23 protein-coding genes and 7 pseudogenes are annotated in these 24748 nt (G+C 35.9%); 12 read left to right on the top strand and 18 right to left on the bottom strand.

Annotated elements, in window-relative coordinates:
* The first annotated feature begins 17 nt into the window (after nucleotides 1-17).
* The 3 genes from recO (at nucleotide 18) to N7U66_RS11460 (ending at nucleotide 3796) form a co-directional block, all read left to right on the top strand.
* Entirely contained in the window at nucleotides 18-734 is a 717-nt protein-coding gene (gene recO, locus N7U66_RS11470) for a DNA repair protein RecO (RefSeq protein ID WP_267675411.1), read from the top strand.
* A gap of 227 nt (nucleotides 735-961) precedes the next feature.
* On the top strand, nucleotides 962-3148 hold the full coding sequence (locus N7U66_RS11465; RefSeq protein WP_313791197.1) for a TonB-dependent receptor plug domain-containing protein: 2187 nt from the start codon (nucleotides 962-964) through the stop codon (nucleotides 3146-3148).
* Between the two features lie 171 nt (nucleotides 3149-3319).
* Complete coding sequence (locus N7U66_RS11460; protein WP_267675410.1) at nucleotides 3320-3796, top strand: regulatory protein RecX; 477 nt, start codon at nucleotides 3320-3322, stop codon at nucleotides 3794-3796.
* Nucleotides 3797-3856: 60 nt separating this feature from the next.
* Here N7U66_RS11460 and N7U66_RS11455 read toward each other — a convergent pair whose 3' ends face one another.
* From N7U66_RS11455 to bioB, 3 genes are all read right to left on the bottom strand, one after another.
* On the bottom strand, nucleotides 3857-4348 hold the full coding sequence (locus tag N7U66_RS11455) for a DUF6646 family protein (RefSeq protein ID WP_267675408.1): 492 nt from the start codon (nucleotides 4346-4348) through the stop codon (nucleotides 3857-3859).
* 1 nt (nucleotide 4349) lies between these two features.
* Nucleotides 4350-5213, bottom strand: a complete 864-nt coding sequence (locus N7U66_RS11450; protein ID WP_267675407.1) for a cupin-like domain-containing protein — start codon at nucleotides 5211-5213, stop codon at nucleotides 4350-4352.
* 71 nt (nucleotides 5214-5284) lie between these two features.
* Complete coding sequence (bioB, locus tag N7U66_RS11445) at nucleotides 5285-6379, bottom strand: biotin synthase BioB (protein WP_267675406.1); 1095 nt, start codon at nucleotides 6377-6379, stop codon at nucleotides 5285-5287.
* Between the two features lie 159 nt (nucleotides 6380-6538).
* Between bioB and N7U66_RS11440 the strand changes: the two genes are divergently transcribed.
* Nucleotides 6539-6838, top strand: coding sequence for a hypothetical protein (locus N7U66_RS11440; protein ID WP_267675405.1), 300 nt, complete (start codon nucleotides 6539-6541; stop codon nucleotides 6836-6838).
* Nucleotides 6839-6921: 83 nt separating this feature from the next.
* On the opposite strand, the gene N7U66_RS11435 is transcribed toward N7U66_RS11440, so the two are convergent.
* From N7U66_RS11435 to N7U66_RS11410, 6 genes and pseudogenes are all read right to left on the bottom strand, one after another.
* Nucleotides 6922-7392, bottom strand: a complete 471-nt coding sequence (locus N7U66_RS11435; RefSeq protein WP_267675404.1) for a hypothetical protein — start codon at nucleotides 7390-7392, stop codon at nucleotides 6922-6924.
* The gene (locus N7U66_RS11430) at nucleotides 7385-7807 is read right to left on the bottom strand and encodes an alpha/beta fold hydrolase (protein WP_267675403.1); all 423 of its coding nucleotides are present in this window, start codon (nucleotides 7805-7807) and stop codon (nucleotides 7385-7387) included. The genes N7U66_RS11435 and N7U66_RS11430 overlap by 8 nt, the downstream gene beginning before the upstream one ends.
* Nucleotides 7786-8349: an alpha/beta fold hydrolase gene (locus N7U66_RS11425; protein ID WP_267675402.1), complete on the bottom strand. Its 564-nt coding sequence runs from the start codon at nucleotides 8347-8349 to the stop codon at nucleotides 7786-7788. The genes N7U66_RS11430 and N7U66_RS11425 overlap by 22 nt, the downstream gene beginning before the upstream one ends.
* 87 nt (nucleotides 8350-8436) lie before the next feature.
* Nucleotides 8437-9860: pseudogene (locus tag N7U66_RS11420) on the bottom strand (flotillin family protein).
* Complete coding sequence (locus tag N7U66_RS11415) at nucleotides 9832-10452, bottom strand: hypothetical protein (protein WP_267675401.1); 621 nt, start codon at nucleotides 10450-10452, stop codon at nucleotides 9832-9834. The pseudogene N7U66_RS11420 and the gene N7U66_RS11415 overlap by 29 nt, the downstream one beginning before the upstream one ends.
* Before the next feature lie 58 nt (nucleotides 10453-10510).
* Complete coding sequence (locus tag N7U66_RS11410; RefSeq protein WP_267675400.1) at nucleotides 10511-11665, bottom strand: beta-ketoacyl synthase N-terminal-like domain-containing protein; 1155 nt, start codon at nucleotides 11663-11665, stop codon at nucleotides 10511-10513.
* A gap of 135 nt (nucleotides 11666-11800) precedes the next feature.
* Here N7U66_RS11410 and N7U66_RS11405 point away from each other — a divergent pair, with 135 nt between their 5' ends.
* Nucleotides 11801-12241 (top strand): cytochrome c oxidase assembly factor Coa1 family protein, encoded by a 441-nt coding sequence (locus N7U66_RS11405; protein ID WP_267675399.1) that lies wholly within the window; start codon nucleotides 11801-11803, stop codon nucleotides 12239-12241.
* On the opposite strand, the pseudogene bioA reads toward N7U66_RS11405, so the two are convergent.
* The 5 genes and pseudogenes from bioA to N7U66_RS21895 all read right to left on the bottom strand — a co-directional run bounded on the left by bioA (nucleotide 12227) and on the right by N7U66_RS21895 (nucleotide 15694).
* Nucleotides 12227-13493: pseudogene (bioA, locus tag N7U66_RS11400) on the bottom strand (adenosylmethionine--8-amino-7-oxononanoate transaminase). The gene N7U66_RS11405 and the pseudogene bioA overlap by 15 nt on opposite strands.
* A 70-nt stretch (nucleotides 13494-13563) precedes the next feature.
* Nucleotides 13564-14181: a dethiobiotin synthase gene (bioD, locus tag N7U66_RS11395; RefSeq protein ID WP_267675398.1), complete on the bottom strand. Its 618-nt coding sequence runs from the start codon at nucleotides 14179-14181 to the stop codon at nucleotides 13564-13566.
* Nucleotides 14182-14559: a putative signal transducing protein gene (locus N7U66_RS11390; RefSeq protein ID WP_267675397.1), complete on the bottom strand. Its 378-nt coding sequence runs from the start codon at nucleotides 14557-14559 to the stop codon at nucleotides 14182-14184.
* A gap of 14 nt (nucleotides 14560-14573) precedes the next feature.
* Nucleotides 14574-15428 (bottom strand): annotated as a pseudogene (locus tag N7U66_RS11385) (aminotransferase class I/II-fold pyridoxal phosphate-dependent enzyme); the annotation flags it as partial.
* A gap of 29 nt (nucleotides 15429-15457) precedes the next feature.
* Nucleotides 15458-15694 carry a hypothetical protein gene (locus tag N7U66_RS21895; protein ID WP_313791196.1) on the bottom strand — a complete coding sequence of 79 codons (237 nt, stop codon included), beginning with the start codon at nucleotides 15692-15694 and terminating at the stop codon, nucleotides 15458-15460.
* A 146-nt stretch (nucleotides 15695-15840) separates the two neighbouring features.
* On the opposite strand from N7U66_RS21895, the gene N7U66_RS11380 reads away from it, so the two are divergent.
* From N7U66_RS11380 to N7U66_RS11350, 7 genes and pseudogenes are all read left to right on the top strand, one after another.
* On the top strand, nucleotides 15841-16347 hold the full coding sequence (locus tag N7U66_RS11380) for a DUF2975 domain-containing protein (protein WP_267675396.1): 507 nt from the start codon (nucleotides 15841-15843) through the stop codon (nucleotides 16345-16347).
* 3 nt (nucleotides 16348-16350) lie between these two features.
* Entirely contained in the window at nucleotides 16351-16806 is a 456-nt protein-coding gene (locus tag N7U66_RS11375) for a DUF2975 domain-containing protein (protein ID WP_267675395.1), read from the top strand.
* Nucleotides 16807-16818: 12 nt separating this feature from the next.
* Nucleotides 16819-17262, top strand: coding sequence for a DUF2975 domain-containing protein (locus N7U66_RS11370; protein ID WP_267675394.1), 444 nt, complete (start codon nucleotides 16819-16821; stop codon nucleotides 17260-17262).
* Nucleotides 17263-17264: 2 nt separating this feature from the next.
* Nucleotides 17265-17471, top strand: coding sequence for a helix-turn-helix domain-containing protein (locus N7U66_RS11365; RefSeq protein ID WP_044400739.1), 207 nt, complete (start codon nucleotides 17265-17267; stop codon nucleotides 17469-17471).
* Nucleotides 17472-17628: 157 nt separating this feature from the next.
* Nucleotides 17629-18051, top strand: a complete 423-nt coding sequence (locus tag N7U66_RS11360; protein ID WP_267675393.1) for a GNAT family N-acetyltransferase — start codon at nucleotides 17629-17631, stop codon at nucleotides 18049-18051.
* 221 nt (nucleotides 18052-18272) lie between these two features.
* Nucleotides 18273-18713: pseudogene (locus N7U66_RS11355) on the top strand (LexA family protein).
* Nucleotides 18714-18754: 41 nt separating this feature from the next.
* Nucleotides 18755-20443, top strand: a complete 1689-nt coding sequence (locus N7U66_RS11350) for a M61 family metallopeptidase (RefSeq protein WP_313791195.1) — start codon at nucleotides 18755-18757, stop codon at nucleotides 20441-20443.
* A 174-nt stretch (nucleotides 20444-20617) separates the two neighbouring features.
* On the opposite strand, the pseudogene N7U66_RS11345 reads toward N7U66_RS11350, so the two are convergent.
* The 4 genes and pseudogenes from N7U66_RS11345 to atpD form a co-directional block, all read right to left on the bottom strand.
* Nucleotides 20618-21405 (bottom strand): annotated as a pseudogene (locus N7U66_RS11345) (OmpA family protein); the annotation flags it as partial.
* Nucleotides 21406-21558: 153 nt separating this feature from the next.
* A pseudogene (locus N7U66_RS11340) lies at nucleotides 21559-22773 on the bottom strand (DUF5723 family protein); the annotation flags it as partial.
* Between the two features lie 90 nt (nucleotides 22774-22863).
* Nucleotides 22864-23139, bottom strand: a complete 276-nt coding sequence (locus tag N7U66_RS11335; RefSeq protein ID WP_267675392.1) for a FoF1 ATP synthase subunit delta/epsilon — start codon at nucleotides 23137-23139, stop codon at nucleotides 22864-22866.
* Nucleotides 23140-23212: 73 nt separating this feature from the next.
* Nucleotides 23213-24720: pseudogene (gene atpD, locus N7U66_RS11330) on the bottom strand (F0F1 ATP synthase subunit beta).
* Between the last annotated feature and the right edge of the window lie 28 nt (nucleotides 24721-24748).

Genomic DNA, 24748 nt, shown 5'->3' with positions numbered 1-24748 from the left:
CTAATGATAGTAAGATAATGCTTGTTACTACAAATGCTATTGTACTTTCTAAAATTAAATATAGAGATCACGATTTAATAGTTAAATGTTACACACAAAAGGAAGGCATTGTTAGTTACTTGTTAAGAGGCGTTCTAAAAGGTGCTAAGGGTTCTAAAACAGCGTATTATCAATTGTTGTCACAAGTGCAGTTGATTACCGATCATAAATCTTCTCGAGGGTTACAATACATAAAGGAAGTCAAAATCAATTACCTCTATTCCAGTTTACATACTAATGTTTTAAAAAGTGCTATCGTTATGTTTTTAGCAGAGGTACTCTCGATGTCACTTCAGGAAGAGGAACAAAATGATACGTTATTTAATTATATAGAAGCGACCTTACAGTGGTTAGATACGCATGACCAGTATGCTAATTTCCATTTATTATTTCTATTAAATTTATCAAAACACTTAGGCTTTTATCCTGATACCTCCCAAATTGATTCACCTTATTTTAATTTAGAAGATGGCGCATTTGTCTTTAGGAATTCAAGCAGGTATCATGTGTCGGAAGAAAACTTATCTTTGTTAAAACAGTTGTTAGGCACAAATTTTGATGCGTTAGAATCAGTAAAAATTAACGCGAAACAAAGACATGCTTTTTTAAGCTTTATTCTTTTGTATTTTGAATTACATTTGGGAAGTTTTAAAAAACCAAAATCACTACAAATATTTAATGACGTTTTTAACTAAAAATACCCCTGTTTTTTTCTTTTTATTTATGGTTGTTTGCTTTAGCTCTTATATGGAAGCACAGGAAATTACAGTGTATAATAAAGAAACGAAAGAGCCAATAGTAGAAGTAGCAGTATTTAATAAAGTCCGAGAATAAAAGTGTTATTAGCGATTTCTATGGAAAAATTAATTTAGACATTTTTAATGACACTGAAATCATTTATTTCAAACATATAGGATATAATTTGTTTGCTATAAAAAAAAAGGATATCAAAAAAGGACAAGTTTTCTTAGAAACCAAGGCAGAAGGTTTAGATGAAATTGTTATTTCTGCTTCGAAGTTTGAAGAAAGTAAAAGAGATATTCCAAAAAAAATAGTGAGCATTAATGCTCAGGCAATTCAATTTAACAATCCACAAACCAGTGCAGATTTATTAGAAGCATCGGGGCAGGTCTATATTCAAAAAAGCCAACTGGGTGGCGGAAGTCCAATGATAAGGGGTTTTTCAACCAATAGATTATTAATTACAGTCGATGGTGTGCGTATGAATAACGCCATTTTTAGAGGGGGAAATATTCAAAACGTCATTTCTATCGATCCCTTCTCTATTCAAACCACGGAAGTATCTCTAGGGGCTGGAAACGTGATATATGGTAGTGACGCTATAGGCGGTGTGATGAGCTTTTATACTCATAAACCACAGGTGTCCTATTCAAAGGAGAGCTTTGTTAAAACTGAAGCGGTATTACGCCATGCTACAGCAAGCAATGAGAAAACTGGGCATCTTGGATTAAATTATGGTTTAAAAAAATGGGCGTTTATATCCAATGCGACGTATACGTCTTTTGATGATTTAAGAATGGGCAGTCATGGACCAAAAGATTATGTACGACCCGAATTCGTTGCGAGTAATAATGGAGATGATGTTGTGGTGAGAAATAGCAATCCGCTCGTTCAAAAATTTTCCGGATATAATCAGATGAATCTCATGCAGAAAGTGCGGTATGAATCAAAAGAGGAGTTAACCTTTGACTTAGGTGTTTTTTATACAGCGACTTCAGATAATCCAAGATACGATAGACTTATTCGCTACCGTAATGGCACGTTGCGATCTGCCGAATGGTATTATGGTCCACAAACCTGGTTCATGACCAATTTTAATGTAATCAAGTTAAGTAGTCATTCCAATTTATATGATAAAATTCAAGCGACTGCTGCTTATCAAAATTTTCAAGAAAGTAGAACCGATCGGGATTTTCAATCTTCTATTAGAAACCACAGAGCAGAAAATGTAAATGCCTTATCTTTTAATTTAGACTTAGAAAAAGGGTTGAGTAGACGTACTAAGCTGTTCTATGGCATTGAATATGTCTACAATAAGGTTAATTCCGAAGCGTTCCAAGAAAATATAGAGAATTTCGAAACACAGGCTATAGTAACACGATACCCTAATGGTTCCACCTGGCAATCGGCTGCTGTATATGGAAACATAAAGTATAAGCCTAATAATCAAGTGGTGTTTCAATCGGGAATGCGTTATAACTATGTCGTATCTCATGCCGATTTTTCTGAAAACAATGTGTTTTTAAACTTACCATTTAGAGCGTCTACCAATAGAGCAAGTGCGCTTACAGGATCTGCGGGTGTCAGTTGGTCTCCCAATAATACCATACAATGGCGATTGAATGCCTCCTCTGCTTTTAGAGCACCAAATATAGACGATATAGGAAAGGTTTTTGACTCAGAACCTGGCGCAGTAGTTGTTCCTAATGAAAGTTTGATGCCGGAATATGCTTATGGAGGAGAACTTGGTTTGAGATTGAATTTTGATGACATTCTTATTTTAGATACAGCTACGTATTATACGTATTTAAATAATGCTCTAGTGCGCCGTCATGGGGATTTGAATGGTGAAACGGAAATTGTTTACGATGGAGACCTTAGTGAAGTGCAATCGATACAAAATGCTTCAAAATCATGGATTTATGGTTTCGAGATTGGAGCTCAAGTACATTTTAACAACAGCTTTAAATTAACGTCGCAGTATAACATTACTGGGGGAACAGAAGAGACCGATGGTATTGAAGTGCCTGTTAGGCACGTCGCTCCAAATTTTGGTAATACACATTTGGTATGGCAAAATAAATGTCTAAAAGTTGATGGGTATTTAAATTACAATAATACTCTTGATTTTAATCAATTTGCGCCTTCTGAGAAAGAAAAGGACTATTTGTATGCATTAGATCAAAATGGAAATCCGTATTCACCTTCATGGTACACTCTTAATATAAGAAGCCAATATCAAATAAACAAGGCAACCACGTTAACGGCTAGTATAGAAAATATTACCGACCAACGCTATAGAACCTATTCGTCTGGTATCTCTAGCCCTGGACGAAATTTAATAGTCTCTATTACATACAACTTATAAAAAAGTACTACAGTAGCTTTACTTATTTGATTCCTGGTACCAACGAAAACAATCAGATTAATTTATTTTGTGCTATCGCCTTAAAAACGAAGGTAACTTGACCTGATGGTTACGTGTTGCTATCACAAAAGACTTTTTTGGTATTCTTTTTTAATCACTTATTTTTGGAATATGTATCAAAACATAAAAACACATACAGTAGAAGAAGCAACCAAAAAATTAGAACATTACTGTGCTTATCAAGAACGTTGTCATCAAGAGGTAAGACAAAAGTTGAAAAACATGAACATGATTCCTGAGGCCATAGATGTTATCATTGTTCATCTTTTGGAGCACAACTACCTTAATGAAGCACGTTTTGCTCAAACATATGTTAGTGGGAAGTTCAGAATAAAAAAATGGGGGAGACGGCGTCTGCTCCTTGAACTTAAGAAGCGGGAGATATCAAAATTCAACGTCAATCAAGCGCTTAAAGAAATTTCAGAAGATGAATATCTCTCTGTATTCGATGCTTTAGCAGAGAAAAGAGTCCATTCTATGCATGAAAGCAATATGCTAAAGAAGAAAAAGAAATTAATAGATTATTTATTATACCGTGGTTGGGAGGCGCATTTGGTATATGAAAAGGCCAATGAATTGGTGAAATAGCTTTTATAAAAAAGCCTTTCAATGAAAATTGAAAGGCTTTATAGATGTTATAAAAAACGCTTACAGATTAAAAATAGCTCCAATATTTGTTACAAATTGATTGTGAATTTGTTCTGCCGCTGTTAAGTTATCAGTATTGTATTTTGCAAATGTTGTTCCAACCTCAGCAAAAACACCAAAACCGGAGGTGAAAAGATAGCGAAAACCTAAATGGCCTCCAAAGTTTTTTAAGCTCAAGCTTAATCCAGGGTAAACATCAAAATTGTCGCTAATATTTAAAACATTCCCTAAGTTGGCATTAAAACGTCCTTTTAAATCAAAACGATCTACAAAATCTGCCGTTAAACCATTAGTTAAATTCAATGCGTACGCCCCACTGATACCTAATGAAATGTTTTCGCCAATACCATAGTCTAAACCAATGGTAATACCTGTTGCATTTTCTTGCAGGTTAGCTCCTATAAATAATTTTTTATCATCCTTTCCTGAGAATGCTTGGGCATTTCCTAAATAAGCGGCTAATAGAAATGCTATAAGTACTATTTTTTTCATTTTATTGTATGTATTTATTAGTATTTGTTATTGCTTTTTGATTTTTCCAATCGATCCACTTTTGCCCTTTTACACGACGCATGATATTATCTAAAGTACGCATAAAAAACACATTATAAAAAGCTTGACCTAATGTTTTTGGATGTCTAGCAATAGCACGCAGACTCATGGAGAACCCTGGGGTTATATAACGCATATAATGCCAATACCCTTCCGGCATGTATAGCACTTCTCCATGGTTTAATTCGCACCCCCACCCTTTTGCCTTCTCTAATGCGGGCCATTTATTAAAATCCGGATTTGTAAAATCAATATCTTCCCGTACTATTAATGAATGTGGAATTTTATACAAATAATTGTTTTGCTCTTGATCAAATAAGATGCATTGTTTTTTGCCTTCAAAATGGAAATGAAAGATATTGGCTAAATCAATATCGTAATGCATAAACGTATGCGAATTAGTACCCCCAAAAAATAACATTGGTAGGCCTTTCATTAACTTCAATCCGAAATCCGGAAAAGTAAAATCTTTTTGAAGTTCAGGTATCTCTTTTAAAACATTCCAAAGAAAAATTCTCAATTTTGTAGGTTCCCGTTTTAACAAATCGATATAATCGCTCATCTTCATCTTGGTATGAGGCTCATTAAATCCGTCTTTGTAATTAACAGGCCTGTCGTCGTATAACGGTACGATTTTATCGCCCGCTAGACGTTTTATAAATTCTAAATTCCATTTAGAATAGGCTGGCCAATCTTCTATAAATTGTTCTATAACCACTGGTTTTTGTGGTTTGAAATAATCACGAATAAACACTTCTTTTGAAATGGTTTTTACTCGTGGGATATCTTGAAGATTCAATTTCAAAAATTAGTTGTTTTATAGTGTTAAAGTTAAGAAAAGGTTCTGAAATTGACGCTTTTATAATAAGACTTTAACTATTGAATAGGTTTCGCTTTTTGCTTAGCTTCCTCATTTCTCTCAATTTTGTGCTCCGGCCTTGACCATTTAGGTTTTTCTCCTAACGCTTCAAATTGAGAATCTTTCGCTTCTACAGAGGCTGGCTGCATCTTTTTTATGAATGGCTTCTGAGGATTCAACCCTAACATCTCAAACATTTTCATGTCTTCATTGACATCGGGATTTGGGGTGGTTAAAAGTTTATCACCAGCAAAAATGGAGTTAGCACCAGCAAAGAAACACATGGCTTGACCTTCGCGACTCATTTCTGTTCTACCAGCACTTAGTCGTACTTGGGTTTCCGGCATGATAATTCTAGTTGTGGCGACCATTCTAATCATATCCCATATAGATACTGGCTTTTCTTCAGCTAAAGGGGTGCCTTCCACTGGAACTAATGCATTTATAGGTACCGATTCCGGTTGCGGGTTCAAAGTCGCTAAGGCCACCAGCATCCCTGCTCGATCTTCAATAGCTTCTCCCATACCAATAATACCTCCGGAACAAACGGTTACGTTTGTTTTTCGCACGTTGTCAATCGTTTTTAAACGGTCTTCAAAACCACGTGTAGAAATCACTTCTTTATAATAATCTTCAGAAGAGTCTAAGTTGTGGTTGTAGGCATAGAGTCCAGCTTCAGCTAAGCGATGGGCTTGGTTCTCTGTAATCATTCCTAAAGTACAACACACTTCCATATCCAGTTTGTTAATGGTGCGTACCATTTCTAAAACTTGGTCAAACTCCTCTCCATCTTTAACATTACGCCAAGCGGCGCCCATACAAACACGCGAACTTCCTGAGGATTTTGCACGTAAAGCTTGTGCTTTTACTTGCTGAACACTCATTAAATCATTGCCCTCAATGTCTGTATGATATCTTGCAGCTTGTGGGCAATACCCACAGTCCTCAGGACAACCACCGGTTTTAATAGACAGTAAGGTACTTACCTGAACCGTATTTGGGTCGTGATGTAACCGATGTACAGTGGCTGCTTCGTAAAGCAATTCCATTAAAGGTTTATTATAAATAGCTAATATTTGTTCTTTTGTCCAATTGTGTTTTATCTCGCTCATGAAAGAATTCGTTTAAAACAAAAATAGTTATATCCATTTATATAGGGTATTTTATTTTGAAATATATAGAGATATTTTTATCCTAATATTAATTCCTGTTGTTTTACGGTTCATTAACCTTAAAAGATTAGTTTTGACGAAATTTAAAAATATTAAAGAATGAAAAAAGTATTAGGATTAGCGTTTGCAGCATTAATGTTAACTAGTTGTGGAACAGTAGGATTTGTTTCTACACCTTCAAACTATGTAAAAGCAGGAAAAGAAGTGAGCGTAGTAAAAAAGAACACAAACGTTCTTGGTTTAACTGCAATGGATGCTCAAGAAGAAGCAAAACTAGCATTAACTGAATTAAATGGTAAATGTACAGATGGTGTTACTAATGTAGTTACAACAGTATCTGCTTCAGGACTTTTTATCTTTGGATTTGAAAAGCTAGAAATGTCAGGAAATTGTAAATAAATAGTATAAAATTTTATTTAAAAACGCTTCGATAACCATCGAAGCGTTTTTTTATGAATTTACTTAATAGATGCCTATTTTAGTTACAACCATTTCGATTCTGGTTCTGTTGCATCTAAGATGTCAATGTTTAGGATTTGTGCAATTTCATCTGCCATTTTAAAAGCATCCTTTTTATCTGTTGTTGTGTAAGCCGTTATTTTTTGATTTCTGTTGTGAAATAAATTGAGTTGAATGACATCACTTTTTATATTGGCTTCTGCTCCTAAAGATCTTATTGTATTAATTTCAGAAGTGCTAAATACCGAAATATATTCAATATCCGGCAAAGCTTTCCATTGTCCAAAACGAAAACCAAATAGAGAAATAAATGTTCTATATGTTTTTGAGTCTAAATCTATTTCTGAGCCATCGGTGTAGAAGAAGAAAGTGGACATACCACAAATGAGAAATCCATAAAAATGAAAGAGTAAAGAAAAGCCAAAAATAAAGAATATGATACCAAAGGCCATTTTCATTTTTGGCACTTTTCTTTTATAAACTATTTTATTCATTCAAAAAGGTGTTGAAGATTTTAAAAAATTTCTCAGGTTCTTCCAAGTAAGGATTATGGCCGCTATTCTCAAACATTTCAAATTGAGCTTTAGGCATAAAGATTTTGTATTGTATTGCAAATTCCGGAGTGGAGACGCCATCATAGCGCCCGGCAACAATTAATGTTTTTGCTTTAATATTTTTTAATTCCTTTCGGTAATCCTGATGGATCATACTTCCTGATACGTCGAAGTCTCCATCTCTACCAATGATAGCGACATAAACATCGTTCACCCAGCCACGATGTTCTGTTTTTGGCAGGTTTTGTTTTAGTTTTGTGTTGTGATAATAAATATATTTTGTTGGAAAACTCCCGTAAACAGCTGCTAGGGCTTTATCACTTGACACGTAACCTAAGGCACGAAGTGAGTCCACTTTTGTCCATCGTTCGGAAAATGGGTTTTTGCATAATGGTTATAACTATCACAGTTCGCTTGCCACATGGCGCCACTGTGGAAACCATTAATAAGCACCATTTTATCTAGCTGATTAGGATATTTAATAGCATAAGCTTGTGCAGGAACCGTTCCGTAAGAATGCCCAACCAATGTGATTTTTTCAAATTTTAGAAGCACTCTTAGTTTTTCTATCATTGCTACATCATTCTCTACAGAATATTCCGACGCGCTCTTGGCATCATCGCTCTTTCCCCGGCCCAACCAATCGAAAAACACCACCGTATTCGTTTTGTAATACTGCCCAAAATTACCTTGCATATAATCATGAGAATTCCCCGGACCACCTGGCAAAAAGAAGATTGGGTCACCGGAACCTTTCATTTCTACATTTATTTTGTAACCATCTATAGTATAGAATTTTGATTCAAATTGTGTGTAAATATTAGGGTCTTGTTGTGCATCATGGCATGCGGTAATTAAGAGTGCTACGAGGCATAGCAGTTTGTATAAGGGTTTCATAGGCGCTTGGTTTCCGGTAAATATAGAAAAATTGGTAAAGATAAAATCCGCTCTCGTAGCGGATTTTATCTTTACCAATTTCGTCTTTTATTTTAAAGGCATTTCTTCTACAGCTTCTGCTTCAGTATTACCTTTTGGATCTTTCCCTTTTAAGTATTCCGGCAGTTCCATACCTGCCATATTAAACATTTCTTGTAAAGGGGGTACCGATTTATACATACCGGACAAAAAATTAGCGGTTGATGATTTACCATCTTTTCCGCCGCCATTTTCCCAAACGGTCACTTTATCAATTTTAATATTTTTAATGGCGTCAGACTGCATTTTCACTAGTTCCCGTAATTTGTCTGCGATTAATAATAAAACAGCATCCTTAGAATTATTTCCCGCAGCTTTAACAATTTGTTCCATACCTGCAGCCTGCTTTGTTAAAATCTCATATTGACCTTGAGCTTCGGCTTGGGCTTTAAATAGTATGGCATCGGCTTCACCTTTTGCACGTCTTCTAATCTGTTCCGCTTGGGCTTCAGCATCTATTTCCACTTTGCGCTTGTCAATTTCGGCAGGCACAATAATATCGGCCATTTGAGATGAGCGTTCTCTTTCAGCCCTTACGACTTCGGCTTCTTGCTCTGCAGCATACGATTCTTGTAACGCTTTTGCTCCTTGTACTTTTTCTGAGGCGATAGCCACACGCTCTGCTTCAGCCTCCCGTTGGCGACGCAAAGAATCTGAATTTGCAACAGCAATTTTCGCTGTGTTTTCACCTTCTACTGCTTGGGCATTGGCAGCTGCTACTTGCGTTCTTTCATCCTGTACCGCATTTGCTTCTCCAATAGAACCATCTCCTGGTTTTTTCAGCTACAGATTTACGTGCGGCGTTAATAGCATGTGCCGCAGCTTCTTTTCCTAAAGCCTCAATATAGCCGAGACTCGTCAACAATATCTGTTATGTTTACGTTGATTAATTTCAGCCCCACTTTCTTTAGCTCTGATTCTACACTTTGAGAAATATTAGTTAAAAACTTATCACGGTCATTATTAATTTCTTCAATATCCATAGACGCTACGACCAAACGCAATTGCCCAAAAATGATTTCTTGTGCTAATTCCTGAATATTACCTTGGTTGAGCCCCAGTAATCTTTCAGCAGCATTTTGCATAATACCAGGCTCTGTAGAAACACCAATAGTAAAACGAGAGGGTACATTTACACGAATGTTTTGTTTCGATAAGGCATTGACAAGATTGACCTCAATAGATATTGGTGTTAAATCTAAAAATTGATAATCCTGAAATACAGGCACGATAAAGGCTGCACCTCCATGGATACATTTGGCGGATTGGCCGCCACCAACTTTACCATACACGACAAGTATTCTATCTGAAGGACAGCGTTTATACCGTCTGATTAAAATAATTAAAAATACAAAGACAAATAGTATTGCAAAAATAATGGCAATTGGAAAACCTAAATCAAATTTAGGTTCCTGTGTTAGAAGGTAATTCATAAGTTTCTTGTTTAGTTGGTTCTATAGGTTTTTTAGTTTCATTCACTATTAAAATGCCATTACTAGTGACATCTATTACTTGTATAAGCGTTCCGGACTTAAGGTCGGTTAATGCATCTGTAAGCGCTTCTAATTCTCTTAAAGAACCTTGCACTCTAACGCTCACTTTACCCATTCTTGAGCGGTTAGCGCCAATGGTTAAATAGACTTCACCAATAGCATTAATGGCATTTTTGTAATTCAATGTGCCGCTATCGGTTAGCTTTTTCATGGCGTAAAACATGCCGGCCATGATAGCCATCATTAGTAAACCACAGCCAAAAGCCGTAATAACAGTGACTGGTTTTGAAAACCCTGCATTTATTCCAGCGATCCCAATCCATCCAAAAATGGTAAAAAACCCGATAAGATTTTTAAATGTTATAAACTGAAATTCTATACCAACATCGGTTTCAATAGCATCAAAGTCGTCGCCACCATCAATACCTGCAAAGGTGGTTACGATGACGAAAGCAAATATTAATGAGCTAATGCCCGCTATAATCCAAAAGAATTGGGAAAAAGAATCTAAAGCCGAAAACCATTCAGTCATAAGTAATACGTTTTAATTTATAGTATTGAAATATCGTTTTTTATACGGTTGCATCATTTTATTTTGAGAGTAAAATACTCACAGCATTACCTCCAAATCCAACCGCATTGACTAGGATGTTTTTTAGTCTTTTAGGCTGTTGTGTTTCAATATAAGGAACAGAAATAAATTCCTGATTTTGAAGCATTAAAACCGCCATTTCGACGCTTAACATCCCTGAGGCTCCTAAGGTGTGACCGAGTTTCCACTTATTAGTAGTTAAACTAGGCGTGCTGTTACAAAAAACTTTTTTAATGGCATGAAATTCAGACGTGTCGCCTTTAATGGTGCCAGGGGTATGAGTCACAATAACGTCTATATCTTTTGGGTTTAAATCGCCTAAGGCCATATTCATAGATTTTATAAAGCAGTCTCCATTTGCAGATAGAGAGACATTGTGTTCTAAAATTTCGGTGGCATAACCCATACCTGTAATTTTTGCTAAGGCATTTGGTGTTTCTTGAGATTCTAAACAGGCCATGGCTGCACCTTCGCCCAAAACCATAGTGTTTTGTTTTTTATTAAGATCTAAAGCGCGACAAGGATAATAAGAGTCCTCACTTTGTCCGGATTGCTTAGCATAAATCTTTAAAGCTTGCATTTGCGAGATGGTAAATGGGGTTAAAGGGGCTTCACTTCCGCCAACTAAAAATTTGTTGCAAAGTCCGGATTGTAACCACGCAACCCCATTAAGTATGGCGTGTAGCGCCGTTGAACACGTGATGGAGTGTGAAATTTCCGGCCCTTGTGTTTGTAAATCGTGCGCAATCCAAGAGGATATATTACCTAAAGTTGTTGTGGGAGAACTCAAGGTTTTTGCTTTGTTATTTTTTAAAAAATCTTCGTGATAGCTTTCGAAGAGTTGGGTTGCCCCGCGAGAGGAGCCTATATTAATTCCAAAATTACCTTCTGATGACCAGCCTGCTTTTTTTGTAGCTTTTCTAGCGGAATAGATACCGAATAATACAGAATCGTCTAGTGCTTTATATTTGGAGTCCAATGATTTAAGTTTTAAAATCTCTGCTTGTGAGTCTCCGGATAATTCTGAAACCAAATGCCCGTTCTTTTCAGAAATAAAATGTGCGGCACTTTTATAGTTTTTCCAAACCTGTTCCGTGGTGTTTCCTAAAGCGGAAATAGAAGAAATAGACGTTATGTATATTGGTTTATGCACGAAAAAATATTTGAAACAAAAGTAATCGTTATGGCTTTTAAATCATATCATTTTAGCTTGTAAAGCAGAATTATTTTGCTGAAATTGTAACAAGATTCCATTAGGATGGACGTATTGGTAATAAATTTAATAATTATGGAAGTTGTACAAGAAAGAAGTTGGTTTAGCAGAAATTGGGGATGGGTACTTGGCGGAGGCTGTTTGACGCTAATTGTTATTGTTGTCGTTATCGTAGGCGCCTTAGTTTATAAAGTTTCAGATGCCATCGCGGGTTCTGAGCCTTATACCCATGCCTTTTCTTTGGCTACAGAAAACGAAAAGGTAATTTCATTTTTAGGGGAGCCCATCGAGACCAATGGTATGGGAAGTACCAGTTATAAGCATGTAAACGGATCAAGCACTGCCGACTTAAGAATCCCTATTAAAGGTCCAAAAGACGAAGGTGTCATTGTTGTTTCTGCCGAAAAAATAAATAACGAATGGAGCTATAGTACGCTTTATGTAAAAATTGATGGCGAAATGGGAACCATTAATTTACAGGAATTAAAAATGGAAGAAGGTTTAGACGACTTCTAAAACGTCTTCAATAACCTGATAGATTTTATCGAGTTGGGCATCTGTAATAGTATAAGGCGCTTGAATGTAAATGGTGCCACCAAGAGGCCTTAAAAAGACCCCGTTTTCCATAAAAAAGTGGAAGAGCTTGTCGCGTAAATCGCCATAACGTTCCATTTCAACATCTAAATCCAGCGCAAAAATAATACCTTTTTGCCGTATTGATTTTACTTTGGGATGGGATTTAATATAAGCTCCAAAGATCTTATGTTTCTCTATTATATGGTTTATGTTTTGCTGGATGGTATGTGATTGCAATAGCTCTAAGCCTGCAATTGCAGCTGTACAAGCCAGGGGGTTTGCTGAATACGTATGGCAGTGAAATAAACCCTTGCCTATATCGTCACTATAAAAAGCATCGTAAATGGCTTGAGTACAAGAGGTAATGGACATGGGCATTAAACCAGCAGTTAGGGCTTTACTCATGCACATGACATCCGGCTTGGTTTCCATGAAATCTGAAGCAAAATAGCGTCCAGTTTTACCAAACCCAGTCATGACTTCATCGGCAACGGTAATGATATTATGGGCTTTACAAAATTTTAAAATCGTGTTTAATCCTTCAGCATCATGCATTTTCATGGCGGCCGCACCTTGTACTAAAGGCTCATAAATGAATCCGGCTACTTTATTTTGTTTCACAATAGCTTTTAGAGTCTCTAGAATCTCAGCATGATTGCTTCCATTTGGTGTAGGAATCCGTTTAACGTCAAGAAAGAAATCCTCAAAAGGGCCGTTGTAAACAGATAGGCCTGAAACACTCATGGCCCCAAAGGTATCCCCATGAAAACCATCTTCAAAAGCAATTAGGGTGTTGCGTTTTTCACCGGTATTGAAATGGTACTGTAAAGCCATTTTAATACCAATTTCTACACTGGTAGACCCGTTATCTCCAAAGAAAATTTTCTCTTGATTTTCTCGGTAATATTTTAATGAGTTCTTCACTGAGTTTTACTGCGGGTTCGTGTGTAAAACCAGCAAAAACCACATGGTCTAAGGTTTGCATCTGTTTATACACGCGGTTCGTGATAAACGGGTTGCAATGCCCGTACATGTTAGAGTACCATGAGGCAATACCATCAATATATTCATTCCCATCCTCATCAAATAAAATACAGTCTATAGCTTTTGTAATCGCCATAGTTTCCGGATGTAACTTGTGTTGCGTCAAGGGATGCCGGATGTGTTTTTTATCGCGTTGTTTTATACTCATATTTTTGATTTCCATAAAGTAAGACCTCTATTTTTTCATCGTGCAGCTCATGTTTCAGCCCGAAGTGGTATTAAAATTTTAATAGTTCAGGTTTGAACTGAGTAGCATACTCTAAAACCACGTTTTTATCAAAATAAGGTTCTTCTTCAATACGACCAATGATAGGAACGTTAGTCATTTTTTTTATAATAGCTTCTGTAGTTTTATGCTCGTTTCCACTAAAAACAATAGCGACTTCAAAGCCTTTTTCTTTGAGTAAATGTACTGTTAATAGGGTATGATTTATGCTGCCTAAATAGTGTCTTGAGACGACAATCACTTTATAATGAGGCTTTATAAGCTCTATAATCGTTTGTTTATTATTTAAAGGGACTAATAGTCCGCCAGCACCTTCGATGACCAAGTGGTTTTTTGTTTTTGGCGCGGTTATTTTTTTTAAATCAATAACGACACCGTCTAGTTCTGCAGCAGCATGCGGACTCATGGGTGATTTTAAAGCGTAGGCATTCTTATGAAATTGCGACGTTTGGTTAGAGACTAATTGTTTTACTTTTTTAGTATCACAAGTATCGAGCTCACCAGCTTGAATAGGTTTCCAATAATCGGCTTCTAAAGCTTCAGTGATGATTGCCGATGCGAGGGTTTTACCAACCTCGGTGGAGATGCCTGTTATAAAATAAGTGTTCATTTAAAAAATAGTATTACAAACATTACAACGGAACTTTGTTTTTTCAAAAAACGGAAATAACATATAAAAAATATTTTTTCGCGTGAGTTCTGCTATTAGTATTTTTGTTGATTGGCAGTTTGGGCAAACAATAGCATCACCTGTTTTATCTGTTTCATAGAGCCTGATCCTATTGTATATTTTTAAAGCGTCTTCAGCATCCTCATTATAAACTAATAATTTAACACCCCCAATGGCTTGACTAATTAGAGGATCGGAATCTATGGTTTTTTCATCTAATAACATCACGCGAATTCCTTCTGCCTCCAGTTTAGATTTGGTTATTTGCGCTTCGGAAGAGTAGGGAAACGTCGTTAATATCGTATAATTATCGATCATAATATGGTATCATTTTAAACAAAGGTAGTGAGTAAGTTTAAAACTTGAGAGATTTCGTCTTTAGTATTATAAGCATGTAAGCAAAAACGCAAACGTTCTTGTCCTTTTGCAACCGTTGGTGATAAAATGGCCTTGACATCAAATCCTTTATTTTGATAATGCTTGGCAATAGTTTTTACCGTTTCATTATTAGGTATTATGCAACATTGAATGGTCGAGTTGCTTTCTATGAATTTGTTTTTTAACTGAAGTCTTTTTATTTCAGATTTAAAAAAGGAAATGTTTTGATGGAGTTTGTCAATTTGAGGCGTATTTTGAAGCGCTTTATAAGCACAGGATATCGTTGCTAGACTGTGTGGTGACAGACCAGTGGTGTAAATAAAAGGGCGAGAAAAATTAACTAAGTATTGCTTTAAGTCTTGGCTTCCTAAAATAGCGGCGCCATGGCAACCAACGGCTTTCCCAAAAGTGATAATTCTTGCAAAGGTTTCTATGCTTTGGGCCAAGCCTACGCCCTGTTTCCCACAAACACCAATAGCATGCGCTTCGTCAATGATTAAATGACAAGCATTTTCTTTTGAAAATTGAGCAAACCCTTTTAAATTAGGGGTGTCCCCATCCATTGAAAACACAGATTCTGTAACAATATAGATCTCGCTGTCATGCTGAGCTTGTCGAAGCAGCTGCTTGTTTAGATCGTCTAAATTGTTGTGCTTAAACTTGTAGGCTTTGGCATCGCTCATTTTTATTCCGTCACGAATAGAGGCATGAATGAATTCATCGTAAAAAATAATATCACCGCGTTGAGGTACACTGGAGAAAAACCCTAAGTTGGCGTCATAACCGGAGTTAAAAATTAATGCGGCTTCACTATCGTGAAATTCACATAATTGAGTTTCTACGGTATTATATAATTGATGATTTCCGAAAGTAAACGTGAACCGGTGGCACCATTCTCTACAATATTATTGACTAATAAATAGTTGTGAGAAGCTCTAAAAATAGCATCATTCTTAGAAAAACCTAAATAATCGTTAGAGGCAAAATCCACCAGTTTATTTTGTACGCCTAATTTGCGAATGGCGTTTTCTGCTTCACGTTGATTTAGCTTGTTTTGAAGTTTTTTAGGTATCACAAACCAAAGGTACAAAGACCCCACAGGATTTGAAAACCTGGGAGGTCTAAAAGATTAATTTTATTCTTTTTTAATAAATAGTTATTGTTTATCAATAATTATTATATATTTGTTATCGTAAAACAATAATTTTAATGCATTTAAATATGAAAAAACTCATTATTTTAAAAGCACTGGTAGACTTTATTTGGATTGTCACCTGCTTACCCTTAATTCCTATAGCCCTATTTTTTTCGGTCTATATGTTTTTTAACGAGGGGGTACTGAAAACATTTAATGTGCTTAATCAAGGCCTTATTATTACGCCTTGGTATTTAAAAATCGTAGCGTTATTGGTAGTTTCCGTGTTATTTGTTTGCATTTACAGCTTTTATTTGTTTAGAAAGACACTACGGTATTTTCAAAACCGGAAACCCTTTGATGATTATGTTATTGGTAGTTATAAGAGAATCGGACAATTACTTTTGGTTTCAGGAATTTCGGCAGCTCTTATCTCCTTTAGTTTTTATCTTTTTTTTAAAAATAGTTTGACACTCAATTTTGGTTTGAGTCCCTATCTATTTATGGTTTGTTTGGGGTTGTTCTTCTTGGTACTAAGTGAAACCTTTAAAATAGCAAAAACAGCAAAGCAAGAAAACGAACTAACGATATAATTTATGAAACATATAAAATTAAAAATGTTTGGAAAACACTCTGTATCAGCATTGTTTTTTTGGCTTTCTATTGTCTGTTTTCTATTGTCAGTGATTTTTTTTGTCGGTACATTTTTTTCAGATCTTTTAAAAGCATTTACGGCTTTAAATTCCATATCTAAAATTTCCTTCTTTTTTATACCTAAGATAGTTTTCTTTTATATGCTAATTTTAATATTTAGAGCATTTAAAACGGAAAAGATTTTCACTAAAAGAACTGTTATTTATTTGTATTTATTCGCCGGTATTAATTTTTTAATGGTGCTTGTCATTCTTTTGTCATTAAAATTTGAAGGATATTGGGCCCAAGATATTGTGCCAATATTTCCGTTGATAGTTTTAGGGGTGTTTGGGTTATTTATAGCGGCAATTTTTAAACAAGGGTTTCAAATCCAAAAAGATAACGAACTAACGATATAACTTATGAAACATATGAAATTAAAAATGTTTGGAAAACGCTCACTGTCAACACTGCTTTTTTATGTAGTTCTTTTGTGCTTGCTATTTGTTGTGTTTATATTCTTTCAATTTATACCAGATTTATTATTTAAAGATGATATACCTGTACTTTTAAATATACTCCCAATGTTGGGGTATTTAGGATTTTTAATTCCTCTAGGCTTACTACTAAACACATTTAGAAAGGAAAAAATATTCACCTCAAAAGCCGTAAAGTATCTCAATATTTTTGCAGTATTAAACCTTGTAATACCTGCTTTTAATGTTTTAGTATCGATTTTGATTTACGATTTTGAGTTTATGGAGGTCGCACCAGGACTACCATTGCACATAATGCTTGTTATTTTTTCCTTATTCCTTGCTTCCGTTTTTAAACAAGGGTTTCAAATACAACAAGAAAACGAATTAACCATCTAAGCATGTCTATAATTGTAAACCTAGATGTTATGCTAGCCAAGCGTAAGATGAAAAGTAATGAGTTGGCAGATCTTGTTGGTATTACCACCGCGAACCTGTCTATTTTAAAAACAGGGAAGGCCAAGGCGATTCGATTCTCTACTTTAGAAGCGATTTGCAAAGCATTGGAATGCCAGCCCAGTGATATTTTAGAGTATATAGCAGATTAATTTTATATTTTTATATAAAACGAAAAGTTATGGCTTCGGAATCACCTATCATAGAGCAAAAAGCATTGACGAACTCGAGGCTATTTTAAAACTTCAGAAAGAAAATTTACACGATTTAATTTCTGATGAGGTAAAGCAAAAAGAAGGCTTCGTCACGTTGCAGCATGATTTTGACCTATTGAAAAAAATGAATGACGCTTGTGGCCATTGCATTGCAAAACATGAAGGCAAAGTAATAGGGTATGCTCTTTCTATGCTTCAGGCGTTCAAAAACGACATGCCTTTGTTGATACCCATGTTCAATGAAATAGATCATGTCTTGAGTGGTCAAAACAGGAGGCTAAATTATATTGCTATGGGACAAATTTGCATCGATAAAAGCTACAGGAGAATGGGAGTTTTTAGAGGCTTATACTTATATATGGCAAAGGAACTTAGTAATGAATTTCATGCGATTATAACAGAAGTCGATAGTAAAAACACACGCTCTTCCGAGGCTCATAGGTCTATTGGGTTTAAGGTCCTAAGCAAGTATACCTCAAATGATCAGCTTTGGGAAGTTATAATCCTAGAGATTTAAAATTTGATGCGGAATGCTGTGCTATTTGCAACTTAGAAAATAGCTGGCAATTGTAGTCGCATGTGTTTTTATTTTGAGATAACACTTGATTAGGAACTGTACTGAGGGCTGCAGCGTGTAATTATAAATATGTGTAACTAATAAAATTTTCCTTAATGACAAGTCATGATGTAATTAGAACAGTTATGTCTATCTTTAAAACTGGAAAAACACACGTTTATATGATAACTCTCCAATGTGAAAGTTTAACTTTCTTCACCCCTGAGCCCAGTGCTAATGCAGCAGGACATTTTTTTGATACTGGAATTTCAGCGGGGTTTCCTTCGCCGGCAGACGATTTTAAAGGAGAACCTCTCTCCTTAGATGAAACTTTAGTAAAGAATAAAGAAACCACGTTTTATGCTAAGGTAAGTGGACAATCTATGATTGGAGCTGGATTAGATGATAACGATTTATTGGTTATAGATAGAAGTTTAGCGCCGAGAAAACAACAAAATAGCCGTTTGTTTTTTAGATGGCGAGTTTACGGTAAAACGTTTGCGGGTTTCTAAAGATGAAGTTTGGTTGCAACCAGAAAACCCGAGTATCCTATTATTCATATAACAGAGGATAATAACTTTTTAATTTGGGGTATTGTTACTAATGTGATTAAAAAAGTATAACGCATATCCCAATTCCTCAATTTAATTTTTAACTATAAAAAATGAAATCACTATTTTCTATACTTCTTACCATTTGCAGCACTTTTGTTTTCGCACAAAACACGAGCTACACGATAAGTTTTGAAAACGCAGGACACCACGAAGCAACTATTGAAATAGCGTATACCCATTTAAAGGATACCTCACTTGTAGTACAAATGAGCAGAACATCGCCAGGACGTTATGCAATTCACGATTTTGCTAAAAATGTCTATCATGTTAAGGCTTATAATAGTAAAGGAGAACCATTACACATCAATCGAATAAATCCACAAGCGTGGGAAATTCAAAACCATGATGGTGCAGTAACAGTCTCTTATACCTTGTTTGCTGATAGAGCCGATGGCACCTATAGCCAAATAGACGAAACCCATGCGCACTTGAATATTCCAGCAACTTTTATGTTTGCACCTTCTTTAAGTGACAAACCGATGGAAATTACCTTTATGCCAAGAGCTGATCTAAATTGGAAAATAGCGACTCAATTACCTTTAAAAGAGGCTACGACTTACAGGGCTCCAAACTTGCAGTATTTTATGGATAGCCCTACAGAATTGAGTAACCATAGTACACGCAGTTTTGAGGTCAAGGGACAAGAAATAGAATTTGTATTACACCATGACGGCAGTGAAAAAATGTTGGATACTTATTTCGAGAAGGTTAAGAAAATAGTATTAGCGGAGGAAGCGGTCTATGGCGAATTACCAACCTTCGATTATGGTAAGTATACTTTTCTAGCCTGTTATTTGAACCATGTGAGTGGCGACGGCATGGAGCATAGAAACTCTACCATTTTAACAGATAAAGAAGGTTTGAGTGAAGGCGGAATGGAAGGTAATATTGGTACGGTGTCTCATGAATTTTTTCACGCGTGGAACGTAGAACGCATCCGTCCAGCAGCATTAGAGCCTTTCGATTTTGAAGACGCCAATATGAGTGGGGCCCTTTGGTTTGCCGAAGGTTTTACCAGTTATTATACCAATCTTATTTTGTGTAGAGCGGGACTTATTACGCCAGAAGCTTATGTTTCCGGATTAAATGGGACGTTCAACTATGTATGGAACTCTCCGGCGCGACAATTCTTCAACCCTATAGAGATGAGCTTTCAGGCACCCTTTGTAGATGCAGCATCATCTATAGATCCGGTGAACAGGGACAATACTTTTATTTCTTATTATTCTTATGGGAGTGTTCTAGGCTTAGCATTGGATCTATCATTACGCCAAAAAGGTTTGGATTTAGATACGTATATGAAACAGGTTTGGGCTACTTATGGTAAAACAGAAATCCCTTATACTATAAAAGACCTTAATGCCGTTTTAAATGCCTATGCGGGAACTGATTTTGGAGACGGTTTTTTCAATACTTATATTTATAAAAGTGAGATGCCCGATTATAAAACCTTATTTGAAACCGTTGGTTTAACGATAGAGCAGGACTCAAAAAAGAAGTATATAGGCGCTTCGTTTAATAATAATCTAGTGTCTAGAAACACGAAAATAGGAACCCCAGCCTATCAAGCAGGTTTAGAAAAAGGAGATGAAATTATAAGTGTCAACGGCATAAAACCGAGAGGCAACCAATACAATCGAAAGTCTTATGAATGGTTTAAAAATTGGGGTTTTAAAGATGATATACTTAAGAAACAGGAAAACAAAAGAGACCGAGGTGACGTTAGCGGAAGACCCTAATTATACCATTAGTATTTCAAAAGAAAATAACAAAATTGCAGTCAAGAACCGAAAAGAATGGTTGAAGCAATAAGGAAACTCATTTGGTAATGTGCTGATGATTTGTGTCAGTTAAATAAATAAAAAACGCGAAAAATTAATGTTTCGCGTTTTTTTTAAGGTCTTACTAATAAATTATTTAATGACGTTAATTTCTACGCGTCTGTTAACAGCTCTATTTTGCGCGGTATTATTATTTACAAGTGGTTTGGTTTCACCATATCCAATGGCGGTTAATCTTGATGCGTCTATAGTATTGCTAATCAAATAGGTTTTAACTGCATTGGCTCTTGATTCAGACAATTTTTGGTTATTAGCAAGACTACCTACACTATCTGTATGGCCTTCTACCATGAAATTAGCATTTGGGTATTCTTTTAGAATACTTACAATGTCATTTAGTGCCGCGTAGGAATTCGTTTTAAAGGTTGCCTTTCCGAATTGAATAAAATTGTTTTGGCAAAGTTATTAAGTTCCTTTTGAACGGTTTCAGTAACCTCAGGACACCCCTTGTTTTCTACTGTCCCCGCAACCTCAGGACAAGCGTCATCTTTATCTAAAACACGATCCCCGTCGGTATCTTTAAATGGACATCCTTTGTTTTCAACAGCTCCTGCTACTTGCGGACATGCATCATCTTTGTCAATAACGGAGTCACCATCGGTATCTGGGCAACCGTTGTTTTCAACAGTGCCTATAGCATTTGGGCATGCATCATCTTTGTCTAAAATGGTGTCACCATCAGTATCCTTCCATGGACACCCATTATTTTCTATTGGTCCAGCTTGTTCAGGGCATGCATCATCTTTATCTAAAATGGTGTCACCATCTGTGTCTTCAAAGGGGCAACCACTATTTTCAACAGGACCTTTTACTTCTTTACAGAGATCTAATTTATCAATAACACCATCGCCGTCTGTATCTTTGGGTCTAGACTGATAAACAGGAATTTTCAAACCAGCATAAACATCAGCAGCTTTAGAATTATCACTAATTAATAATGAGAGAATAGAACCGGAACCTAGATATAATGGTCCAGCACGTAAGCCCGCTCCCCATTGAAACCCACTGTGTTGTAAATAACTCACTGGAGAATAAAAACTAAACCATTTACTCTCAAATCTTGGGGTTAATGAGGTAACGTTTGCGACTCTATTGGTATTCACTTTTGTTCTTGAAACCAATGAAAAATCGCTGTTTAAATTGGCATAGAATTTATTGTTTATATTCCAATCTACACTAACATGTAAGGCTGAAGGTAATGTCGCCTTGGTGGCATCATTGGTTGCTGTTTTGGTATAAAAGGCATCTAATACTTCATCAAAATCTGAAGAGTTAAAATCACTTTCAGAAATAGTATTGTTAATGTCGTAAGCGTCTTCTTCTCCCTCTTTATAATTAATGCTTCCAACGTCCGTTAAAGATAAACCAAACTTTAATTTATATTTATTTTTGTCTTTTGCTAATACCGTATCTCCATTTGCATTAGAAATGTGGTAGATCTTGTAATCGGGTCTCCATTCATAAACGAAACCTAAATCTATCGCAAAGCCATTAGACTCGCTAATAACTTCAAAATCCTCAAAGTCATTACTGCTACTACTACCATAATAGAGTTGGCCTTGAGAGGTTATACTCCCGTCAGTAGGGTTTGTACCATCGGCATCATACGTTATAGAAACGTTTTCTCCATTAGTATAGACATTACCAAAACCTTGCAAGTATTTTAGAGAAATTCCTCCTTTTAAATAATGTTCATTGTTGTCTATTATTTGTCGCGCGTAAGTGACCCCTATTTCTGCCCATGCATTAGCGGTAAAACTAAAATTGTCTTCGTCAATTGAGAAATCGCTATTGTCCTCTATGTCATCATTAATAAAATTGTCAAAGGTTTCGCCACTAATATCGTTAATACTATAAAACACCCGTCCTCTGGTAAAAAGACCTATAGCGCTTTTGTTGTTAAGATTGAACATGAAAGCGGGTCCTAGAATATCAATATTACCAAAAAAGTTGTTTTTAGCCTTTGGGGTTTTAGCTGCATTATCAAAATCGTAATTGGAGTCGAATAAACTATTAAAGTTAATCGCTGCATAATCGTTGCCTATAATAGCACTAGCACCGGCCAAGTTAATATCGGTTCTAAATCTTGAATCGGCAATATTTGCAGGGTTTGATATGATACCGTGAATACCACTATAATTATCAGATAAAAGACCAATATAAGATTGGGCAGTTCCCTTATAAATATATAGTAGGGACACTATAAGCGTTAAGTAAATTTGTTTCATAAAAAATTGGTTAAGGATTAAGTTTAGATTCTATAAATGAAAAAAAGGCACAGAACGAATTCTATGCCTTTTTTTTTATCTTTAAAATAATTAATCTGCTAAAATAATAACTTTGTTATCTTTCATTTCAAGCGTACCAGATTGGATTGCTAAAGACGTTGTATTTCCTGTTGTAATAAATTTATTAGCAACATCTTCGGTTAAAGTAACATTACCATGAATTTTGATGTTACCAGCCTTTAGAAGGGATACAATGGCTGCGTGATTATTCAACAGTTGAAATTCACCATCTACCCCTGGTACTGTTACAGAATCTACTTCATTGGCAAACAAAGTAGCTTCCGGTGATACGATTTCTAAATACATATATTATAGTTGTTTGTTATTAGTTTGTGGTTGTTGATAAACTAGAAACCAACAACTATAAACCATTAACTAATTACGCTTCAGCTAACATTTTTTCTCCAGCTTCAATAGCTTCTTCAATAGATCCTTTAAGGTTAAAAGCAGCTTCGGTAAATGATCTAATTCACCATCCATAATCATATTGAATCCTTTAATTGTTTCTTTAATATCTACTAAAACACCTTTAAGTCCTGTAAACTGTTCAGCAACATGGAACGGCTGAGATAAGAAACGCATCACACGACGTGCACGACCTACCGCCATTTTATCTTCTTCAGATAATTCTTCCATACCTAAGATGGCAATAATATCTTGTAATTCTTTATAACGTTGTAATAGCTCTTTTACGCGTTGTGCACAATTGTAGTGCTCATCACCTAAAATATCTGCTGTTAAAATTCTTGATGTAGAATCTAACGGGTCTACCGCTGGATAAATACCAAGCTCAGCAATTTTACGAGACAATACTGTTGTTGCATCTAAGTGTGCAAAGGTTGTTGCCGGTGCTGGATCTGTTAAATCATCTGCAGGTACATATACCGCTTGTACAGAAGTAATAGAACCTCTTTTTGTTGAAGTAATACGCTCTTGCATCGCTCCCATCTCTGTGGCTAATGTTGGTTGGTAACCTACAGCAGAAGGCATACGTCCTAGTAATGCAGATACCTCAGAACCCGCTTGTGTAAAACGGAAGATGTTATCGACGAAGAAAAGAACATCTTTTCCTTGTCCTTCACCAGCACCATCACGGAAATATTCTGCAATGGTTAAGCCGGATAAAGCAACACGTGCACGTGCTCCTGGTGGTTCATTCATTTGTCCGAAAACGAAAGTCGCTTTCGATTCTTTCATGATATTTTTATCCACCTTTTTAAGATCCCATCCACCTTCTTCCATAGAATGCATAAAGTCATCACCGTATTTGATAATTCCTGACTCTAACATTTCACGTAATAAATCGTTTCCTTCACGTGTTCTTTCTCCTACTCCTGCGAATACAGAAAGACCACCGTGGCCTTTTGCAATATTGTTAATCAACTCTTGTATTAATACGGTTTTACCTACACCGGCACCACCAAATAATCCAATTTTACCACCTTTTGCATAAGGTTCAATTAAATCGATGACTTTAATACCAGTAAATAATACTTCTGTAGATGTTGATAAATCTTCAAATTTAGGTGCTTGTCTGTGAATTGGCAAACCAGCATCTCCTGCTTTAGGTAAATCACCTAAACCGTCAATAGCATCTCCAATGACATTAAATAGACGTCCATAAACATCAGGGCCTACAGGCATTTGAATTGGAGCACCAGTAGCGTTTACTTTTGTTCCTCTACTTAAACCATCAGACGAATCCATGGCGATAGTACGTACAGTATCTTCACCAATGTGAGATTGTACTTCTAGTACTAAAATAGAACCATCAGGTCTGTTAATTTCTAATGAGTCGTAAATTTTTGGAAGTTCGGCACCAGCAGCGAATTCAACATCGATAACCGGACCTACTATTTGAGCAACTTTACCTGTAACTTTTGACATTACTTATCTATTTAATATTATGCTATTT

Origin of the sequence: Lacinutrix neustonica (assembly GCF_026625145.1) — a bacterium.
Taxonomy (GTDB): Bacteria; Bacteroidota; Bacteroidia; order Flavobacteriales; family Flavobacteriaceae; genus Lacinutrix; species Lacinutrix neustonica.
The sequence above is the reverse complement of the archived record's forward strand: the minus strand, read 5'-3'. Positions and strand labels throughout refer to the sequence as shown.

What these genes read in the sequence shown, in the direction of transcription:
- recO (WP_267675411.1), top strand. Translation starts at nt 18, where the DNA reads ATGCTTGTTACTACAAATGCTATTGTACTTTCTAAAATTAAATATAGA.
- N7U66_RS11460 (WP_267675410.1), top strand. Translation starts at nt 3,320, where the DNA reads ATGTATCAAAACATAAAAACACATACAGTAGAAGAAGCAACCAAAAAA.
- N7U66_RS11455 (WP_267675408.1), bottom strand. Translation starts at nt 4,348, where the DNA reads ATGAAAAAAATAGTACTTATAGCATTTCTATTAGCCGCTTATTTAGGA.
- bioB (WP_267675406.1), bottom strand. Translation starts at nt 6,379, where the DNA reads ATGAGCGAGATAAAACACAATTGGACAAAAGAACAAATATTAGCTATT.
- N7U66_RS11440 (WP_267675405.1), top strand. Translation starts at nt 6,539, where the DNA reads ATGAAAAAAGTATTAGGATTAGCGTTTGCAGCATTAATGTTAACTAGT.
- N7U66_RS11435 (WP_267675404.1), bottom strand. Translation starts at nt 7,392, where the DNA reads ATGAATAAAATAGTTTATAAAAGAAAAGTGCCAAAAATGAAAATGGCC.
- N7U66_RS11425 (WP_267675402.1), bottom strand. Translation starts at nt 8,349, where the DNA reads ATGAAACCCTTATACAAACTGCTATGCCTCGTAGCACTCTTAATTACC.
- N7U66_RS11415 (WP_267675401.1), bottom strand. Translation starts at nt 10,452, where the DNA reads ATGACTGAATGGTTTTCGGCTTTAGATTCTTTTTCCCAATTCTTTTGG.
- N7U66_RS11405 (WP_267675399.1), top strand. Translation starts at nt 11,801, where the DNA reads ATGGAAGTTGTACAAGAAAGAAGTTGGTTTAGCAGAAATTGGGGATGG.
- bioD (WP_267675398.1), bottom strand. Translation starts at nt 14,181, where the DNA reads ATGAACACTTATTTTATAACAGGCATCTCCACCGAGGTTGGTAAAACC.
- N7U66_RS11390 (WP_267675397.1), bottom strand. Translation starts at nt 14,559, where the DNA reads ATGATCGATAATTATACGATATTAACGACGTTTCCCTACTCTTCCGAA.
- N7U66_RS11380 (WP_267675396.1), top strand. Translation starts at nt 15,841, where the DNA reads ATGAAAAAACTCATTATTTTAAAAGCACTGGTAGACTTTATTTGGATT.
- N7U66_RS11375 (WP_267675395.1), top strand. Translation starts at nt 16,351, where the DNA reads ATGAAACATATAAAATTAAAAATGTTTGGAAAACACTCTGTATCAGCA.
- N7U66_RS11370 (WP_267675394.1), top strand. Translation starts at nt 16,819, where the DNA reads ATGAAATTAAAAATGTTTGGAAAACGCTCACTGTCAACACTGCTTTTT.
- N7U66_RS11365 (WP_044400739.1), top strand. Translation starts at nt 17,265, where the DNA reads ATGTCTATAATTGTAAACCTAGATGTTATGCTAGCCAAGCGTAAGATG.
- N7U66_RS11350 (WP_313791195.1), top strand. Translation starts at nt 18,755, where the DNA reads ATGAAATCACTATTTTCTATACTTCTTACCATTTGCAGCACTTTTGTT.
- N7U66_RS11335 (WP_267675392.1), bottom strand. Translation starts at nt 23,139, where the DNA reads ATGTATTTAGAAATCGTATCACCGGAAGCTACTTTGTTTGCCAATGAA.